Source organism: Haemophilus paracuniculus, assembly GCF_002015115.1.
In the GTDB taxonomy this organism is placed as follows: Bacteria; Pseudomonadota; Gammaproteobacteria; order Enterobacterales; family Pasteurellaceae; genus Haemophilus_E; species Haemophilus_E paracuniculus.
Genome location: NZ_MUYA01000007.1, coordinates 89,081 through 106,339, shown reverse-complemented (window position 1 = coordinate 106,339; position 17,259 = coordinate 89,081). Strand labels below are relative to the sequence as shown.

At 48.2% G+C, this 17,259-nt stretch carries 13 protein-coding genes; all 13 read right to left on the bottom strand.

Features of this window, described 5'->3' with window-relative positions:
* Nucleotides 1–120 precede the first annotated feature (120 nt).
* Nucleotides 121–4,599: a chromosome partition protein MukB gene (gene mukB / locus B0187_RS05510; RefSeq protein ID WP_078236862.1), complete on the bottom strand. Its 4,479-nt coding sequence runs from the start codon at nucleotides 4,597–4,599 to the stop codon at nucleotides 121–123.
* The gene (gene mukE, locus B0187_RS05505) at nucleotides 4,599–5,327 is read right to left on the bottom strand and encodes a chromosome partition protein MukE (protein ID WP_078237001.1); all 729 of its coding nucleotides are present in this window, start codon (nucleotides 5,325–5,327) and stop codon (nucleotides 4,599–4,601) included. The genes mukB and mukE overlap by 1 nt, the downstream gene beginning before the upstream one ends.
* Before the next feature lie 59 nt (nucleotides 5,328–5,386).
* Nucleotides 5,387–6,718, bottom strand: coding sequence for a chromosome partition protein MukF (gene mukF / locus B0187_RS05500; protein WP_078236861.1), 1,332 nt, complete (start codon nucleotides 6,716–6,718; stop codon nucleotides 5,387–5,389).
* A 116-nt stretch (nucleotides 6,719–6,834) separates the two neighbouring features.
* Nucleotides 6,835–7,890 carry a molybdenum ABC transporter ATP-binding protein ModC gene (gene modC, locus B0187_RS05495; RefSeq protein WP_078236860.1) on the bottom strand — a complete coding sequence of 352 codons (1,056 nt, stop codon included), beginning with the start codon at nucleotides 7,888–7,890 and terminating at the stop codon, nucleotides 6,835–6,837.
* Nucleotides 7,877–8,569 carry a molybdate ABC transporter permease subunit gene (gene modB, locus B0187_RS05490; protein ID WP_078236859.1) on the bottom strand — a complete coding sequence of 231 codons (693 nt, stop codon included), beginning with the start codon at nucleotides 8,567–8,569 and terminating at the stop codon, nucleotides 7,877–7,879. Before modB ends, modC begins: the two co-directional genes overlap by 14 nt.
* Before the next feature lie 3 nt (nucleotides 8,570–8,572).
* The gene (gene modA, locus B0187_RS05485; RefSeq protein WP_078236858.1) at nucleotides 8,573–9,316 is read right to left on the bottom strand and encodes a molybdate ABC transporter substrate-binding protein; all 744 of its coding nucleotides are present in this window, start codon (nucleotides 9,314–9,316) and stop codon (nucleotides 8,573–8,575) included.
* Between the two features lie 10 nt (nucleotides 9,317–9,326).
* The gene (locus tag B0187_RS05480) at nucleotides 9,327–10,091 is read right to left on the bottom strand and encodes an ABC transporter permease (protein WP_078236857.1); all 765 of its coding nucleotides are present in this window, start codon (nucleotides 10,089–10,091) and stop codon (nucleotides 9,327–9,329) included.
* An 8-nt stretch (nucleotides 10,092–10,099) separates the two neighbouring features.
* Nucleotides 10,100–10,999: an ABC transporter ATP-binding protein gene (locus tag B0187_RS05475; protein WP_078236856.1), complete on the bottom strand. Its 900-nt coding sequence runs from the start codon at nucleotides 10,997–10,999 to the stop codon at nucleotides 10,100–10,102.
* Entirely contained in the window at nucleotides 10,999–13,047 is a 2,049-nt protein-coding gene (gene dnaX, locus B0187_RS05470; RefSeq protein ID WP_078236855.1) for a DNA polymerase III subunit gamma/tau, read from the bottom strand. The genes B0187_RS05475 and dnaX overlap by 1 nt, the downstream gene beginning before the upstream one ends.
* A 51-nt stretch (nucleotides 13,048–13,098) precedes the next feature.
* Entirely contained in the window at nucleotides 13,099–13,638 is a 540-nt protein-coding gene (gene apt, locus B0187_RS05465; RefSeq protein ID WP_078236854.1) for an adenine phosphoribosyltransferase, read from the bottom strand.
* Between the two features lie 219 nt (nucleotides 13,639–13,857).
* Complete coding sequence (gene sstT / locus B0187_RS05460; RefSeq protein WP_078236853.1) at nucleotides 13,858–15,066, bottom strand: serine/threonine transporter SstT; 1,209 nt, start codon at nucleotides 15,064–15,066, stop codon at nucleotides 13,858–13,860.
* A gap of 201 nt (nucleotides 15,067–15,267) precedes the next feature.
* Nucleotides 15,268–16,377 (bottom strand): methionine biosynthesis PLP-dependent protein, encoded by a 1,110-nt coding sequence (locus B0187_RS05455; protein WP_078236852.1) that lies wholly within the window; start codon nucleotides 16,375–16,377, stop codon nucleotides 15,268–15,270.
* 10 nt (nucleotides 16,378–16,387) lie between these two features.
* Nucleotides 16,388–17,200 carry a 4-hydroxy-tetrahydrodipicolinate reductase gene (gene dapB / locus B0187_RS05450; RefSeq protein WP_078236851.1) on the bottom strand — a complete coding sequence of 271 codons (813 nt, stop codon included), beginning with the start codon at nucleotides 17,198–17,200 and terminating at the stop codon, nucleotides 16,388–16,390.
* Nucleotides 17,201–17,259: the final 59 nt, after the last annotated feature.

The window sequence follows — 17,259 nt, the reverse complement described above, 5'->3', positions numbered from 1 at the left end:
AAAAGACCTCGTTTGTAATTTCGCTCAATAATAGTCAAGAATGGGGGGGATTGCTAGTGATTTGCGGGATTTTTCTGTCAAATCCTAGAAAAAAAGGACACTCTCGTGTCCCTTTATTTGTTAATGTTGCCCAAACCCTTTCAAGCCGACAACGTGTACATACTCTTGGTTGTTGGCGATTTTACGCACGAGTTTGTAGGTTGTGCCGCGTTCTGGGCTGATGTTTTCTGGGGCGGCGATGAGCAACTGCATATCTAACCGTTCACACAATTCAAACAAGGTGAGGATCGATTGTGCGTCAAGTCGGGCGGCTTCATCGAGGAACAGCAAGCGGCACGGTAGAATATCTTTGGCACGCATACGGCGGGATTCTTCTTCCCAGCTTTGCACCACCATTAGTAGGATCGACATACCTGTACCAATCGCTTCCCCCGTTGAGAGTGAGCTACTTTCGGCACGCATCCAGCCGTCTGCCCCACGGAAAGTTTCCACTTCCAAATCAAGGTAGTTGCGGTAATCTAGCAACTCTTCGCCGATGGTTTGGGCGGTGCGTTGTCCAAGGTCGATATGTGGGTTCACACGCTTATAAAGCATCGCCAACGCCTCTGAGAAGCTCAATTTTTGGTTCTCAAATAGATCGCTATGCTGTTCCCGTTCGCTCGATAACGCATTGAGTAAAATGGCGTGGGTATCACGAATGCTCACTACCAAACGCACCCCTTTCACTTGTCCGAAAGCGATATTTTGCAAGCCTTGGTTGAGTTGCAAAATACGGTTTTGCTCACGTTGGATCGTTTTACGCAGGATATTCGCCACGCTTTCAGAACTGATCGCCAATTTTTTCTCACGGTTGGTCAATTCGTTGGTGAGGCGTGAAAGCTCGATTTCCATCTGCTCAATCGCATCAATCGGGTCGTCCGTTTTGATGATGTCTTGGCGGATACGCTCACGCAAATGTTGATAAACCGCAATAAAGAACGCCACTTTGTTTTCTGGCTTGCGGCTATCTTCCGAAGCACGCAGGCTATCACGCAGATATTCATTATCCGCCACCGCCGTGCGTAACGCCCCGAGGGCTTTATCGGAAATCGAACGCAACTCTTCGGCGGATTGATAGGCAAGCTCACGGCGGTTGAGGCGTTTTTCCACATCGCTGTTGCGAGAAAGACGCATCACCAAACACCAACTCACTTTCGCTGCCACCACTAACTCTCGTTGAGCTTTGTAATCCCGTTCCGCTTTGCGTAGGGTACGGTTGAGGTTATCCATTTCCGCTTCAATTAACGCAAGCTGTTTGTCGAGGTAATTTTTGCGGGTGCGTTGCTGGTTGAGGCGTTGATAAAGCTCATCACGCTTCGCTCTCGCTCGCTCTTCGGCACCGCTGTCGCCACGCACGCCGAGATCGTCAATCTCTTGAATTAGCTCGTTGAGCATCTGATTTTTCGCGTCAAAGGCACTGCGTAAGCTAGTGAGAGTTTGGTTATATTCGGTAAATTTGCCTTGGGCTTGGCGATATTGCTCTCGTGCCTGTTCACGTTCACGCTGTGCCGTTTCTAGGCGTTGGCGAAGTTGTTCGGTCAGGCTTGAACCCTCTGTGCCAACGGTTTCTTGATAGCTGAAATGGACACGGCGTTGGATCACATCTGCCAAGCTAAATACTTTCTGTTTGAGTAATTTTTGTTGCTCAACCGACCGCTTGTAATCCGCTTCTAACTGCTCGAATTGGGTAGGATCGCTCTGCAACGCCACCGCAATCGGCTCTAATTGGGCGAGATAGTTGCCGAATTGACGGATATATTGTTCGTCCTGCTCGGCTTCAATCAATTGCTCACGGCACTCTTCCGCTCGCTCAATTAAGGTTTCATCGGCAAGCAGATTGAGTTGCGGTAACACTTTATTCAGCATTTGCAACAGGGTTTTGCAATGCTCTAATTGCGAACGCAACTGCTGCTCTTGACCGCTTGCTTGATTGAGTTCACGCTCAATTTCTGCACGTTGGCTGGCGATCGCTTGCATTGTCTGCTCTGGATTTGGCTGGAATGCCAACGCCAAATGCGTGCCGACAAACTGCCCCAAATGCTCTTGCAAACGCTGGCATTTTTGCACTTCAAACGCTCGGTCTGCGTGCTGTTCAGCGGTTTCATCACGCTCGATTTTTAAGGTTTCGAGATGTTTTTCCCGTGCGGCACGCCCGAATAGCGGAATTTCTGGGAATTTGGAATAACGCCACTGACGATCGGATACTTTCACCACCACGCCTTCGCCTAACTCTTCGGCACTGAATACCGCATCGTCAAAGGCGGACGGATCGCCCTCGATCAAATAGAGATCGTCAGGGCAGTCGTCTAATTTTTCCAACTGGGCTTTAACCGCCTCTAAATCACGCACCACAATCGCGTGGCGAGCTTCGCCGTAAAGGGCTGAGAAGTAAGGGGCATCGTCAATTGAGACATCATCATAAAGTTCCGACAACAACACGCCACCAAAACGCTCGGCAAGCTGATTTAAACGGAAATCTTCCGCCCCGTCTGGCTGGCTAAGGCGAGAAATTTGAGCCTCTAACGCCTGTTCTTTGCGAGCCAATTCATCACGTTCGAGGGTCGCTTGACGCTCACGTTTGAGGGTGTTTTGCATAAACTGCATCACCGCTTGGCTCGCCTCAAAGGTTTCGCCACATTGCTCTTGCAAACGAACTAACGCCGATTGAGCGGTGTGCCACGCAGGGGCGGTTTGTGCAAGTTGTTGATATTGTTGATTTAATTGCTCACGCTGTTGGCGTTGGCTAGAACGTGCTTCCACCAACTCGGCAAGTTCGCCCTCAATATCTTCAAGGCGAGCCTGCTGTTCTTCGTAGTAAGCATCAAGATCGTCCGCTGTTTCCAGTTCGGTTTGAGCTTTTTGATTGAACTCGGCAAGCAAACGTTCCGCATTTTGTTGTTGTTGCAAGCGGTGTTCAAGCTCGTTTAATTTTTGGCGTAAAGCCACCGCTTGTTGGGCGGTTGCTTTTTGGCTGGCGTAGTTGGCAAGCAACGATTTCGCCTCAGCCCACGCTTGCAAGCGGTCGGTTTCCCCCGAAATTTTGCAAACGAGATCATAGGCTTTGTCAAACTGGCTTTTCGCCATATCCGACACCGACAAACGCTGTTCCAATTCAAACACGCGTTCATCCGTTTCGTCCGCTTGGGCGGCAAATTCGGCGTGATAATCTTCCACATTGTGTAGATCTAAATTCGGCAAGCCGCAAAGCTGTTTGGCTTTTTCGAGGGCGTTGATCGCCTGTTGATATTGCAACGCTCGGGTTTGTTGAGCGTCAAGGGCTTGCTGATAATCCGCCAACTGGGTACGAAGATCTTCCACTTGATCGTCCGCATCGTCCGCACGTATTTGAGCCTGTTCTAACTGCTCTTGTACTTCTTCAAGGGCGATTTGCTGTTCTTCAATTTTTTCGTTGAGTTCATCAACTTGATCTTGGTAGTTGCCGATTTTCTCTTGGTGGCGTAACGCATTTTGCACCAAATTAAGATGATCGGACGCACTATTATATTCCGCCTCTAAACCGCTTTCCGTTTCGCCAATTTCGCTCACTTCACGGCTAAATTCGACAAAACGGTGCTGTTCCATTTCTAATTTGGATTTGGCTTGATACCACGCCTGACGCTGTTCCAACGCCTGTTGCACGTTGCCACGGCGTTCATTGGCATTTCGCATATAATCCGCTGAAACGTAGTTGGTTGATTCGGTGATCAACTTTTTGAACATATCACGGTCGGATTGGGTAACCTTAATCGCCTCTAAGGTCATACGGTTTTCACGCAACGCCGATTCCATATCTTGGAACGCTTGGCGAACACCCGTATTTTCTGGCAAGAGATAATCACGCAACGAGCGAGTAATCACGCTCGAAATACCGCCGTAGAGGGACGCTTCGATCAATTTGTAGAATTTGCCACGGTCAGACGGCGAACGTAGCCGTTTTGGAATAATGCCGAGATCGAACAGGAAACTGTGGTAATCGGTGATCGAATGGTACTGTTTGAATTGCACTTCGCTGTCATCAAATTTCTCTTTGAGATCGTTTAACGCCAGCACACGGGCGGATTTGTCGCCCACTTGTTCGGTGAGGATCGAAATGATCGATTGATCCGCAGGCACATTTTGCAACGAGAACGAGCGAATATCGACTTTTTTATCACGCCCAGCCACCTGTTGCAACCGCACGCCCGTGATCACACGCTGTTTGCGAGAATTTTCGCTCTCTAACACCGCATAACAAACGCCTGCTTTGAGCTTACCGTATAAGCCTTTATCACGAGAGCCTGTGGTCGATCCCGCCTCGGTGGTGTTACGGAAATGTAACAAGGTCAAATCAGGAATCAACGCCGTTACAAAACCTGCCATTGTGGTCGATTTCCCTGCCCCGTTACCGCCCGACAAGGTCGTTACCAAATCGTCTAAATCAAAAGTGCGGGCAAAAAAACCGTTCCAGTTAATTAAGGTCAGCGAACGGAATTTGCCCCGTGCAACGCCCTCGGGACGAACAACAAGCGGTGCGATTTCTGAATTTTTCGCTAAATCAGATTGTAATTCAAACTCTTGCATTAGATTTCCTCATCATTCTCGTTGCTTTCGTCATCACTTGGTTCGTTTGCATTTTCTACCGAAGAACCGACCGCTTGTTCATTCAATACAGCTGGCGTGGTCGCCTCGCCGTCTCGGATTAAGCGTAATTGTGCCTCACGCGGATCATCGCCCGTCCGCACGTCCGCCCCAAAGCGGAACACCGATTCTGAAATCACAAATTTTTTGCTATTTTGCTCGCCGATACGGGTAATAATTCCAATTCGAGCGAGACGACGTAACGCCCCACCCACTTTTTCGGCGAGTTTGGCTTTATCCAAATCTGAGCCTGTCGAACGTGGATTAACCGCTTTCAGCAATTTGGTTTCATCGGCAAGGTTTAACAATTCCTCATAAACCTCATCGTGGCTGAAAATCCCTTGCTGAGCAAGGCGTTCAGGGCTGAGATAAAGATAGCAAAGCACCTTACCCACCAGCATTTCCATTTCCGACATCGCCGAACGAGCGATCAAGGTGGTCGCTTTCGGACGCAAATAGAAAAAGCCCTCAGGGGCACGAATTAACTCAACGTGATAACGGCGGTAAAACTGTTCTAACTCGGCTTGAAAATCCATCAAGAACGCGTGTTCATCAAGGGATTCAAGGCTAATATGTCTCCCTGCACGCAGTTGGCTATCCAGTTGCGGAAAAATCGGATTTGCAATCGCCACCGCTAATTTCTGTGGGATAAGGTCTTGGGTTTCTGTCATTTCAAATTCTCTGTCGGTTTTATTCTGCAAAATTTGGTACAAACTGACCGCTTGCACCCTTATTTATTATATTGATCGATCACATTCGCCTGCACTTCGGCACCGTTTTGGTTGATTGGTTGCCATTGTGGGTAAACGGCTTGGCTGTCGAGGCTTGCCATTCCGAGTTTAACCGCTTGATCCACGATAATGCGAGCCACGTCAAAATGACGTGAAAGCGGATAGATCGCAAGCTGTTCGCGTAAGATCGCACCAAGATCAATCGGTTTACCCTGTTCACGATAAGGGGCGAGGTGGGATTGCATTAGGGCGACAATCTGTTCTTGCACTTCGGAAAGGGATTCATATTCTAATTCGGTTGGTAGCTCGCCTACCGCTTCGGCTTCGTTGAGCTGGGTTTCATCATCTCTCAAATCAAGCAAGCTGTCAGCTTTGGCAATATAAAGTAGCCACGGATCATCAAAATAGCCTTGAATCGATTGACGCAAACGCTGCCCGAATACGCGGTTTTTATCCATATCAATCGCGGTACGGATAAATTTATGCACGTGGCGGTCATAGCCGATCCAGAGGTCGATCGCCTGCTGTCCCCAGCTAATAATGCGGTCGAGTTTGTTTTGTAAATTGATCACGAGCTGGTCGATAAAATCCAAATCATTACGCCCAATTAGGCAGGATTGGATTCGCAATAATTGAGCTTGCAATTTGTCGCCCGCAGCGTTGAGGGTGTCTTGCAATTCTCGCAAGTTGCCTGAGGTTTCGTCTAATAATTGTTCACAACTGGCAATCGCTTCGTGCCAGTTTTTGCTTAATAATTCGGCAATTCGTTCACGAATATGTTGCTGATTTTCGTCCATCATTCGCTGCGAAAGATCGATGCTGTCAAAAATCTCTGCCACCGAGTATTTCAACGGGGCAAACACCTGATTTCGCCAGAAGTATTCATCGCCCCCCTCTTCCGCCGCACTTGACGCACGTTGAATTTCATCGGCAACAATCGAAAGCTGAATCGAAAGGCGTAGGGTCGAAAATTCACGCTGACGCACATAATAATCGGCAATCCCCACCCCTAATGGCGTGAGGCGATAAATCGCTAACCCTTCGGTAAATTCACTGCTGAAACGGTTGAGAAGTCGCTGTTTGACGAGATCGTTGATGGCGTTGTTGGCACGTTGAGCGAGGGTCGCTTCCGATTGCTCAAACGCATTAGAAACGTGGCGGAACAGATCGACCAAATCACTTTCCAGTAATTCGCCTTCGGCTTGTTCGTTATTGAAAATCGAGACCGCCAGCAAGAAAGCAAGGCGATCCGTCGAAAGCGAGAGGGAAAATTCTCGCTTTTGCGTCCAGTCAATCAGTTCAGGAATAGTCAGTGCCGATTCGTTCTGCATATTTAAGGCTTGATTTATTTTCTAGCTAAAAAATAGTGCCATATTGTACAGTAATCTGACAAAAATAGGAATGAAATCAATCACAAGCGGTCGGATTTCTTATTTTTTTCGCCTTTTTAGAGGGAAACCGTTTTAATTTGCAAATAAATTTGTTGCCCCTGTTGAATCGCTAATTCATCAAACGCCCAGCGGCTAATAGTCGCCCAAATCCGATGTTCGGCAATTTGCATCGCCAGATCCACTTTATCCGCTAACGGCTCAATTTCAACCACTTTGCCTTGCAACACATTACGGATAGAGGTTTGGTTTGGGGGCGTTAAAGCCAGAGAAACCTCTCGGCTGGCAATGGTAATCCGCATTTTTTCGCCGAGTTGATAGCGAGGAAATGGCGAAACCCATAATTTCTGCTCGCCTAATTGCAAACCTAGCATTTGATAAGTCTCATTCACTTCACAAATCGGCAATTCCAGCAGGCTAATTTTTTGCGAATGGGGCAACCACGCCGAAAACGCAGGGCTTTGCCACACTTTGCTCGTTTGCTCAAAGGCAGCCACTTTGCCCTGTTCGATTAGCAAAATACGATCCGCCAACCGCACCACTTCATCAAGGCTATGACTCACATACAAAATCGGGATTTGGATCTGCTTGGCGAGTTCGCTTAAATAATCCAACAACTCTTTTTTGCGAGGCAGATCAAGGGCGGAAAGGGGTTCGTCCATTAGCAGAATATCGGGTTTGGTCAGTAAGGTTCGCCCGATTGCCACCCGCTGTTTTTCGCCCCCCGACAAACTTTCGGGGAAGCGATCGAGCAGATGGTTAATCCCTAATAATTGGGTAATTTGCGAAAAATGGTCGGGATCGTACCGCTTGATCCCGTATTTGAGATTTTTTTCGACCCTATAATGGGGAAACAGGCGAGGCTCTTGAAACACATAGCCGATATGGCGTTGTTCGGGGGGCAGGTTGATCTTCTGTTCACGATCAAAAAGCACTCGCTGATTGAGGGAAATTTTGCCCGAAGTGGGCGAAAGTAGCCCTGCCACAAAGTTGATCAGGCTCGATTTGCCCGCCCCCGACCGCCCGAAAATGGCGGTAACGCCTTGGGTCGGAATGGTGAGATCAAGCTGAAAATCCAGCTCGCCTAAACGGTGTGCAAGGTTAATGTTGAGCATATTTTTTCTGCCTTTGGGCTAACCATTCGGAACAAAATAACGCCACTAGCGAAATGCCAATCGCCACCGCACACAAACGGGCGGCAGCAAGTTCGCCGTTCGGGGTTTCAATAAAAGTAAACAGGGCGGCAGGAATGGTTTTCGATTGGTTGGGAATATTGGACACAAAGGTAATGGTCGCCCCAAATTCGCCGAGGGAACGGGCAAAGCCCAACACTGTGCCGGCGATAATCCCCGACAATGCAAGGGGTAGGTTTAGCGTAAAAAAGCATTTGAGCGGGCCTGCCCCCAGTGTGCGAGCGGCTTGCTCTAATTTGGGATCGACACTCTCAAACGCCAAGCGGATCGACCGCACCATTAGCGGAAACGCCATAATTACCGAAGCCAGCACCGCCCCTTTCCACGAAAAGCTGAACGTAAAGCCGAACCATTGCCACAAATACTGACCGATCAACCCTCGTTTTGCCATTAGGATCAACAATAAATAGCCGATCACCACGGGCGGCAACACCAACGGCAAATGCACCAAACCGTTGAGCAAGGATTTTCCCCAAAACTGCTTGCGAGCCAACAGCCACGCCACCCCAATCGCCCACGGCAACGCCAACAAAACGGCGAGGGACGCCACTTTGAGGCTCAACCAAATCGCATTCAATTCTTGGGGGCTAAATTCAAACATTGACTAAAAACGAAATCCTGCTTGTTCAAAAATCGGTTTGGCTTGCTCGCTAACGAGATAATCGGCAAAGCGTTTCGCCGCCGCTTTGTCGCTTAATTGCACCAGCGGATAAACCACTTCGCCGTAGCTGACTTGGGGAAAGGTGGCGATAATTTTGACTTTGGTGCTGATGTTGGCATCGGTGCTATACACAATGCCTAACGGCGACTCGCCTCGTTCCACAAAAGAGAGGGCATCACGCACATTTTTCGCACTCGCCAAACGAGGCTCAATTTGTTCCCAACGATTGAAAGAGGTCAAGGCTTTTTTCGCATAAATCCCAACGGGAACGTGATCGGGGTCACCCACCGACAAATAATCGTTCTGCAAAATCTGCTTGAAATCAATTTGCTCGATCGGTTGTGGGCGAAGATCGCTATCGTTCGGGGCGATTAGCACCAAATCGTTCTTGACAAGCGGTCGGATTTGCTGAATTTTTTGCGGTTGCTTTTCCGCCACATAATCCGCCCATTTTTGATCGGCGGAAATAAACAGATCCGCAGGGGCATCTTGCTCAATTTGTTTGGCAAGCACCGAAGACGAAGCAAACGAAAATTGCACTTGATCTTCGGGATATTGTTGCTGATATTTTTCGCCGAGTTGTTGCAACACGTTAGTCATTGAGGAAGCAGCAAAAACGTTAATCTGCTCGCTGGTGGCGGTTGCCGTGAGTAAGCTGGCGAATAAGGCTAAGGCAAATTTTTTCATTTTTTCCTCGCTAAGTACGCAAGCCTACGCCTTTTTCGATCAAGCAATAGGCGACCCAATATAGCCCCACTGAAAAGCTGATTAGCACGATAAAGGTGTACGCCACTGGCACATCGCTGATCCCCAAAAAGCCGAAACGGAAGCCGTTGATCATATATACAATCGGGTTGAATTGCGAAACCGCCTGCCAAAATTCGGGCAGTAGCGACACCGAATAAAACACGCCACCGAGATAGGTTAAGGGGGTTAAAACGAAAGTCGGCACGATCCCGACATCATCGAAAGATTTGGCATACACGGCGTTAATCAAACCGCCCAAGGCAAAGCTGATAATAGTAAGCAACATTGTGCTGATAATCATCAACCACGAGTGAATTTCAAAACTCACGAAAAACAGGGTTACCGCCATTACTAACAAGCCAACCAAACCGCCTCGCACGATACTGCCGAGAACGTAACCCCAAATGATCGTATGGGTGGAAAGGGGCGAAACCAGCAGTTCTTCGATGTTTCGCACAAATTTGCTCAAAAAGAACGAAGATGCCGTATTCACATAGGCGGCGTTAATCGCCGACATCATCATTAAGCCAGGGGCGATAAATTGCATATAGCTGACCCCGTTCATCTCGCCAATCCGTCCGCCGATCAATTTGCCAAAAATCAGAAAATAGAGGGTGGTGGTAATCATCGGTGGCACAAGGGTTTGTCGCCAAATGCGGATCACCCGTTTGGATTCTTTGGCGGCTAAGGTGTAAAAACCAACAAAATTTTGCATTTCCGATCCTAATTTGCCATTTTGAGGAACAGCTCTTCCAAGCGGTTCGATTTGTTGCGTAAACTCAACACTTCCGCCTGCTGTTCGCTTAATTGCTGAAATAAATTGGTTAGCCCCTGTTGGCGTTTCACTTCCACTTCAAGGGTGGTTTCATCTAGCCATTGGTGGGGGTAATTTTCGATCACAAGCGGTCGGTTTTCGGCTAAATCTAGCACAAAAGTTTCCGTTTCTAGCTTGGCAAGCAAGGCTTTCATCGAGGTGTTTTCCACCAACTGCCCGTGTTGAATAATGCCGATATGACGACAGAGGGTTTCCGCCTCTTCCAAATAGTGGGTGGTTAAAATAATGGTCGTGCCTTGCTGATTCAGCTCTCGCAAGAAATCCCAGAGGCTACGGCGAAGTTCAATATCTACCCCTGCGGTGGGTTCGTCTAAAATCAGCAGTTTTGGGTTGTGCATCAAGGCTCGGGCGATCATCACTCGCCGTTTCATACCGCCCGACAACTCGCGGGTGAGGTGATCCCGTTTTTCCCACAAATCCAACTTTTTCAACCATTTTTCCGCTTGAATCACCGCTTGTTTGTAAGGAATGCCGTAATAGCCCGCCTGCTGGGTTAGCACGTCAATCACTTTCTCAAATTGATTGAAATTAAACTCTTGTGGCACAACGCCGATCTGATGTTTGAGCTGGCTTTTTTGGCGATCCAAATCATAGCCAAACACCTTGACCGTGCCACTGGTTTTATTGACAAGGCTACTGATAATCCCAATCGTGGTCGATTTCCCCGCCCCGTTATGCCCTAACAACGCATAAAAATCGCCCTGCTCAACGGTTAAATTGATCCCCTTAACCGCTTGAACGCCCGTTGGATAGGTTTTGATTAGATTTTGGATTTCGAGTGCGTGCATTAAACTGCCCTTATAGTCGATTCATCAATTTCCGCCTCAAAGGCTTCTCGTAGTAATTTCAGTGGCTGATCATCAAATAACGCTTTTTTTGCCTCTAAGGTGAGGTTTTCAAAAATTTTGCGGCGAAATTCAAGGGGTGTTTGGAAATCGTTGCTTTCGCCGATGTCGAGTTGATAATCAAAGCCGAGTTCTTGCAAAGCGGTTTGCAGGCTTTGGCGAGATTCGGGGCTGTTTAAGTGAGCCATTGACGGTTTGAGGACGAGCTGTAACCGATTTCCCTCTTTGGCGGCTAAATAGCTGTTGAGGGCAATTTGGCGAGAAAGCCCGCCTAATTTGAGTTCGCTCACGATTTTGCACCATTCATCTTGCTCGCAGGAAATCGCAATGGTTTTTTGCACCAATTCGGGGGTGCGTTCTTGCAAAATCGCCTGTTTGATGTCGGACGGTTTGGTACTTTCTGCTTGGTTTTCTAATTCGGGATTGAGCCACGTCCAACGATATTCTTCATCGCTGCTGGTTTCGGCTTTTTCAACGGCTTTCGGTTTTGCCGTTTGCTCGGGGGTGGCTAAACTCATCAAGCGTTGCTGTAAATCGCTTGATTGATGTTGATTCGCCTGCCCCGTTTGAGAAAAGGTTTGAGGAATTAGCTCAGACTTTTTTTTTTCTTGCTGCTGTTTTTCCTGCTGTTGCACGGCGGTTTGAGCCTGTTGCAAACGTTGGCGAGCCTGCATCGCCATTAACGCGGGCGAACCATTTTGCGGATTGTAAGCGGGTGGATTTGGCGAATTATTTGCCACCGCGGAATGATTATTCGGCGAAATTGGCGAAGATCCGACCGCTTGCGAGCCTTGATCTTGCCCTAATTGTTGGCGAAGTTGAGCAATATTTTGTTGAGTTCGTTGAGGCTCTGCCTTTCTTGTTTCAACCGCAGCTGTTTGAGGTTGGCTTGTGGGAATTACGGCAAACTGCTCAATCCGCTTTGGGTGGAATGCTAAGGCTCGCAGGATCGTCATTTCTACCCCCGAACGTTGATCGGGTGCGTATGGCAACTCTTTTTTGCCCGTGAGCATTAGCTGGTAGAAAAACTGCACATCTTCGGGCGGAATTTGTTTCGCCAAAAAATGCAGTTGGGTTTCATCTTGGTGGGAATGGGAAAGCAGTTGCAACATTGCAATTTGGTGCAAGGTTTCCGCCACATCATTCAGCAGCTGCCCCCAATCTACGCCTTTTTCGGCAACGGTTTGAATCACAGCCATCGCTTTTTCACCGTCCGCTTGGGCGAGGGCTTGCACGAGTTCTAAGGGTTGATGATCGTCAATCAGCCCTAACATTTGGCTGACGGCAGCAAGGGTTAAATTGCCATTGCTGACTGCAATCGCTTGATCGGTCAAACTCAATGAATCGCGGATACTGCCTTGTGCCGCTTTGGCTAATTTTTCCAACGCAGGGGCTTCAAAGGCGATCTGCTCTTGATTAAGGATAAATTCAAGATGTTGCTTGATCTGCGACTGTTCCAACGCGCGCAAATGGAACTGCATACAGCGAGATAAAATCGTGATCGGCAGTTTTTGCGGATCGGTGGTCGCCAGCAGGAATTTAACGTATTCAGGCGGTTCTTCGAGGGTTTTCAGCAAGGCGTTAAAACTGTGGCGAGAAAGCATATGCACTTCATCGATCAGATAAACTTTAAAACGCCCCACCGTGGGTTTGTATTGAACGTTATCAAGTAGCTCGCGGGTGTCTTCCACCTTGGTGCGAGAAGCGGCGTCAATCTCAATCAGATCGATAAAACGCCCCTCTTCAATCGCTTTACAATTCGCACATTCGCCACACGGATTGGGCGTAACGCCCGTTTCACAGTTCAGCCCTTTGGCGAATAAACGAGCGATAGAGGTTTTTCCCACGCCCCTCGTACCAGAAAAAAGGTAGGCGTGATGTAGTCTGTTCTCTCGCAGACCATTCTCTAAGGCGGATAAAACGTGCTGCTGCCCCACCACTTCGCTAAAACGTTGTGGTCGCCATTTACGGGCTAAGACTTGATAACTCATAAGCTACAAATAAAAGGAACATTGAGCCGTTTGCCCAATGTTCTTGCTCAATCAATGTCCTTCAAAACTCACTAAGGTAAAGGAATTTACCCCCTCTTTTTCGAGGCGTTCTTTACCACCGAGATCAGGCAACCAAATTACAAAAGCGGCATTTTCCACCGTGCCACCTAAACGGCGGATCAATTTTACCGTTGCCTCAACCGTGCCACCCGTGGCGAGCAAATCGTCAATGATTAACACATTGTCGCCCTCTTTGACGGAATCCGTGTGGATTTCTAAGGTGTCTTCGCCATATTCAAGGGTGTAAGATTGGGAAATCACCGCACGCGGTAATTTTTTCGGCTTACGCACCAAAACAAATGGCACGCCTAACGCCAACGCAACGGGTGCCCCAAAAATAAAGCCACGGGATTCCGTGCCAACAATTTTGGTAATGCCTTTATCTTTAAATTCGGCAACAATCGCATCAATCGAGGCTTGGAATGCGGTTGGCACTTCTAATAGAGAGGTAATATCACGGAAAATAATGCCCGCTTTTGGGTAGTCTGGAATAGATTTAATGGAAGATTTGATTAAATCAAGTTGGTTCATTGTTTGACCTATCTGATAAAAGAAAAATAACTTTGGGAATTTAGACAAAAACCGCCAAAATTACAAGGGGAAAGGCGGATATTTTTTGCATTTTTCGACTATTCGTGGCATTTCTGCCCGAACAAGCGGTAGGATTTTTGAAAATTTCTAAGGCTCAAAAACAAAACGGGCGGATTTGCGAAATTTCGCCAAATCCACCCGCTTGTTAGGGCTGAAAGATTATTTATTATCTTCCGCCATACTCACCGCAGCGGTAAATAATACGTCCGTTGATGAGTTGAGAGCGGTTTCCGCAGAGTCTTGGATCACGCCGATCACGAAACCAACCCCGATCACTTGTGCCGCAATATCGTTCGGGATATTGAACAAGCTACACGCCAGTGGGATCAACAATAATGAACCACCCGCCACGCCTGACGCACCACAGGCACAAATTGCCGCCACAAAGCTCAACAATAATGCAGTGCCAAAATCAGGCTGAATACCTTGCGTATAAGCTGCTGCAAGGGTTAGAACGGTAATCGTAATCGCCGCCCCTGCCATATTGATGTTCGCACCTAGTGGAATTGACACCGAGTAGATTTCTTCTTTCAAGCCTAAGCGTTTAGACAAGCCCATATTCACAGGAATGTTCGCCGCCGAGCTACGGGTGAAGAATGCAGTTACACCACTTTCACGCAAACAGGTCCACACGAGTGGGTACGGATTGCGGCGGATTTTCCAAAATACTAATAACGGGTTCAACACGAACGCCACTAACGCCATTGCACCAAGCAACACCGCCAACAAGCGACCGTAGCCCACGAATGCACCGATACCGTTAGTTGCTACCGTTTCCGCCACTAAGCCGAATACGCCGATTGGGGCGAATGCGATCACCACTTTCACTACGAAAGAGACTGCATTTGAGAAGTCGTTAAGCAAAGTTTTGGTGCTAGGTGCAGCGTGGCGTAACGCAATCCCTAAACCGATTGACCACGCCAAAATGCCGATAAAGTTCGCATTACTCAACGCATTGAGAGGGTTATCTACCAAATTGAAAATCAAGGTTTTCAACACTTGTGCCACACCCTCTGGCGGTGCTAAACCGTCTGGGCTATCCACTAATTGCAGGGTGGTTGGGAACATCATACTTAACGCCACGGCGGTTAAAGCCGCTACGAAAGTGCCGAGTAGATATAACACCAAAATCGGTTTTAATTTGCTGTCGCTACCAAATTCCTTGTTCGCAATCGATGCCATTACAAGGAAGAACACCAACACAGGGGCAATCGCACGCAACGATTTCACAAAGAATTGACCTAAAACGCCAACGCTTTCCGCCCAACTTGGGCTAACAAGGGCGAGAAGAATCCCCAGCCCCATACCAATGGCGATACGCAACACCAAGTTGCCGCCGAGAATTTTTGAAGATAATGAATTGCTCATAATTTTTTCACTTTCTGTAAGACAAAAAGATAGACAGCCAGCCGTCTATCCACCTAAAAGAGCCGAAAGATTAGCCGAAAAAACCACGAAAGGGAATAGCCAAGCGGTGGTTTTGCTGAGATTTTTTGTAAATTGAAAAACAAAAAGGGAACTTTTGTTCCCTTTTAGTAAAAATTTGATGAAATCGAACCGCTTGTCGCTCTATTTCAACTGAGCAAAAGCTTGCAACAAGTCCGCTTTCAAATCCTCAATGTGTTCGATACCCACCGAAAAACGCAGTAGGTTGTTAGTAATGCCACGGGCGATGCGTTCTTGTTCTGGAATGTCCATATGGGTTTGGGTGGCGGGGTAAGTGATGAAACTTTCCGTGCCGCCTAGACTTTCCGCAAAAGTAATTAGCTTGATCGCTTTGAGGAATGGATTCACCCACGCTTCGTCTTTCAAACGGAACGACAACATTCCGCCTTTGCCCGAGTAAAGCACGCTGTCCACTTGCGGTTGTTCGCCGAGGAATTTTGCTAATTCAGTGGCGTTCGCTTGGTGGCGTTCCACTCGCAACGCAAGGGTTTTCAAACCTCGCACCGCTAAGTAAGAATCAAACGGCGAAAGCACCGCCCCTGCCCCATTTTGGATATAGAACAAGCGTTCGCAAAGGCTCTGCCCTTTCGCCACAATCAAGCCAGCCAGCACATCGTTATGCCCCGAAAGGTATTTGGTGGCACTATGCACCACAATATCCGCCCCGTGTTCAATCGGGCGGAACAAAATCGGGGTTAAGAAAGTATTATCGACAATCAACAGCAAATTATGCTTTTTGGCGATTTTGGAAATTGCCGCCACATCACACTCTTCCATTAATGGATTAGAGGGAGTTTCGACAAAAATCGCTTTGGTGTTTGGGGTGATCGCCTGTTCAATCGCTGCCAAATCCGCCGTGTTTACATAAACGGGCTTCACCGTGTTGTTATTTTTGTGGCAGAAGTCCAACAAGCGGTAAGTTCCGCCGTAAACATCGCTGGAAATAATCCATTCATCAGGGGCGTTAAACAGCGACATAATTAACTGAATTGCCGCCATTCCCGAAGCCAAAGCAAAACCTGCATCGCCGCCCTCTAATCCGGCGATCCCCTGCTCTAATACGCTGCGAGTGGGGTTTTTGGTGCGAGTGTAGTCAAAGCCTGTCGATTCGCCCACCCCACTATGCCCGTAAGCGGTGGAAAGGTAAATCGGCGTTTCCACCGCCCCAGTGCGAGGGTCGGTGCGGTTGCCTAACTGAACTAAGGTCGTTTCAATATGGTTAAATTTTGCCATTTTCGCTTCCTTATAGTTGATCCAAACCAAGTACGTCCGTCATATCAAACAGCCCATTTTGCTTTTGATTGAGCCATTTTGCCGCACGCACCGCACCGTTAGCAAACGTCATTCTGCTGGACGCTTTGTGGGCGATTTCCACTCGCTCGCCCTCGTCCGCAAACCAAACACTATGCTCGCCCACCACATCGCCAGCACGAATGGTGGCAAAGCCGATTTCATCACGCTTGCGTTCGCCGGTAATCCCCTCACGGGCAAATACGCCGTGGGTTTTCAAATCACGCCCAAGGGCTTTGGCGATATGCTCACCCATTGATAACGCCGTGCCAGACGGGGCATCAACTTTATGGCGATGATGGGCTTCAATCACTTCAATATCGCAATAATCGCCCATCACTTTCGCCGCTTTTTCCAACAATTTGAACACCAAATTCACGCCAACGCTGTAATTTGAGGCGAACACAATTCCGATTTTTTCCGAAGCCGCTTTGATCGCTTGCTTACCTGCATCATCAAAGCCCGTTGTGCCGATCACCATTGGTTTGTGATTTGCCACACAAAACGCCAAATGTTCCAACGTTCCCTCTGGGCGAGTGAAATCGATCAACAGGTCAAAATTGGCTTTTTGGCTTTCCAAATCGTCCGACACTACTACCCCAATCGAACCAATCCCTGCCAATTCGCCTGCATCCGCCCCAACGAGGGAAGAACCCTTACGCTCAAACGCCGCCCCGAGCTGCACGCCCGCTTGATTTTGCACCGCTAAAATCAACTGGCGACCCATTCTGCCGCCCGCACCAACAATTCCGATTTTTAATGTCATTTTTATCTCTCTCTTGTGAAAACAAGCGGTCAGATTGCGTGAAATTTCCGCTTATCTAA